Below are 2,015 nucleotides of genomic sequence, written 5' to 3'. Positions count from 1 at the left end.
TGGCGCCCGCATCCGCAGCGAGTTCATCCAGGGCGTGGGCAAGGTCAAGGGCAAGTTCGTGATCCTGCTGGACGTGAACCATGTGCTGTCGATCGACGAAATCGGCCAGGCTGGCGGACCGGTCGCCGCCGAGGCGGCCTCGCTGGCGCACTGAGCGCCGGCCACCTTCTCTTTCAGTTTTTCCAAAGGTTCCCCATGAACTGGTTCCTCCGTCTCAAGCTGGCGCACAAGCTGCTGCTGACCTTCCTCGTCTGCTCGGTCCTGACAGGCATCGTCGGTGGCTTTGGCCTGCTGCGCATCACGGAGCTGGGCAAGTCGCTGGACAACACCTACACCGGCACCGTCGTGCCGGCGCAGTACGTGGCGGAAGCGGCTGCGCGCCTGACTGCGCACTCGCGCGCCATGGTGCGGCTGCCTGCGCTGAAGGAACCGGCCGATGTGAAGGACGCCGTCAAGCGCGCCGAAGCCCACATGGACAAGTTCCGCAAGGTGCTGGACACCTACCGCGCGACCGATCTGCAGCCCAAGGAAAGGGAACTGCTGACCAAGCTGGACGGCCTGATCCCGAACTACCTGGCGCAGAACAACAAGGTGGCGGACCTGGCCTCGGCCGGCAACTTCGCTGCCGCTGCCGAGCTGAGCAACGGCGATGCCCGCAAGGCCATCAATGCCGCCGAAGAAGTCGTCAGCCAGCTGATCGACGAACTCGCGTCGCAGGCCAAGGCTGCCAACGAAAACGGCCAGGTCACCGTCGAGCATGCCCGCATGGTCTTGATGGGCGTGGTCGCCGCGTCGGTGGTGCTGGCGGTGTTGCTGGGCCTGATGGTGACCCGCGTCATCTCGCGTGACCTGGGTGGCGAGCCGGCCCAAGCCGCCGAGCTGCTGCGCCGCGTGGCCGATGGCGACCTGAGCGCCGAGATCCACCTTCGCGAGAACGACACCCGCAGCATGCTGTTTGCCGTCAAGCAGATGATGACCCGCCTGGCCCAGGTGGTGGACGGCCAGCGTCAAGTGGTAGCCGCGGCCAACGCCGGCAACTTCGATGCACGCATCGACCTGAACGGCCTGCAAGGCTTCCAGCGCGACATGGGCGAAGGCCTGAACCAGTTGATGGCCACCACCGGCGCCAGCGTGCACGACGTCGTGCGGGTCATGGAGGCGCTGTCCGAAGGCGACCTGACGCAAGGCATCGAGCGCGACTACCAGGGCGCCTTCGGCCAGATGAAGGCCTATGTCAACCGCACGATGGAAAAGCTCGCCGAGGTGGTGACCGAAGTCAACAGCGGCGCAGAGTCGCTGGCCGGTGCTTCGGAGGAAGTCAGCGCCACCGCGCAGGCCTTGTCGCAGGCGGCCAGCGAGCAGGCTGCAGGCGTCGAAGAGACCAGCGCCTCGATGGAGCAGATGACGGCTTCCATCTCGCAGAACACCGAAAACGCCAAGGTCACCGACGGCATGGCCACCAAGGCTGCTGCCGAAGCCGCCGAAGGTGGCGAGGCGGTCAGGGCCACGGTGGTGGCCATGAAGCAGATCGCGCAGAAGATCGTGATCATCGACGACATCGCCTACCAGACCAACCTGCTGGCGCTGAACGCCGCCATCGAGGCCGCACGTGCCGGCGAACACGGCAAGGGCTTTGCGGTCGTGGCCGCCGAGGTGCGCAAGCTGGCCGAGCGCAGCCAGGTGGCGGCGCAGGAGATTGGCACCGTGGCCTCGTCCAGCGTGGAGCTGGCCGAGCGGGCCGGCCAGTTGCTGAGCCAGATCGTGCCGAACATCCGCAAGACCTCGGACCTGGTGCAGGAAATCACCGCTGCTTCGGAGGAGCAGTCCTCCGGCGTAGGCCAGATCAACGGCGCCGTGACCCAGCTCAGCCAGACCACGCAGCAGAACGCTTCCAGCTCCGAAGAGCTGGCCGCCACGGCAGAAGAAATGAGCAGCCAGGCCGAGCAGCTGCAGCAGGCCATGTCCTTCTTCAAGCTGGCCGGCAACGAAGTGCGCAAGCCGGTGCCTGCCCCCAT

Annotated in this window: 1 protein-coding gene; it reads left to right on the top strand. The window is 66.2% G+C overall.

Annotated features, from left to right (window positions below):
• Nucleotides 1-195 precede the first annotated feature (195 nt).
• A partial coding sequence (locus tag FKP22_RS28455) for a HAMP domain-containing methyl-accepting chemotaxis protein (RefSeq protein WP_141291465.1) occupies nt 196-2,015 on the top strand: 1,820 nt, incomplete at its 3' end.

Origin of the sequence: Ideonella azotifigens, assembly GCF_006519715.1 — a bacterium.
GTDB classification, from domain to species: Bacteria; Pseudomonadota; Gammaproteobacteria; order Burkholderiales; family Burkholderiaceae_C; genus Ideonella; species Ideonella azotifigens.
This window is presented reverse-complemented; position numbering and strand designations above follow the sequence as displayed.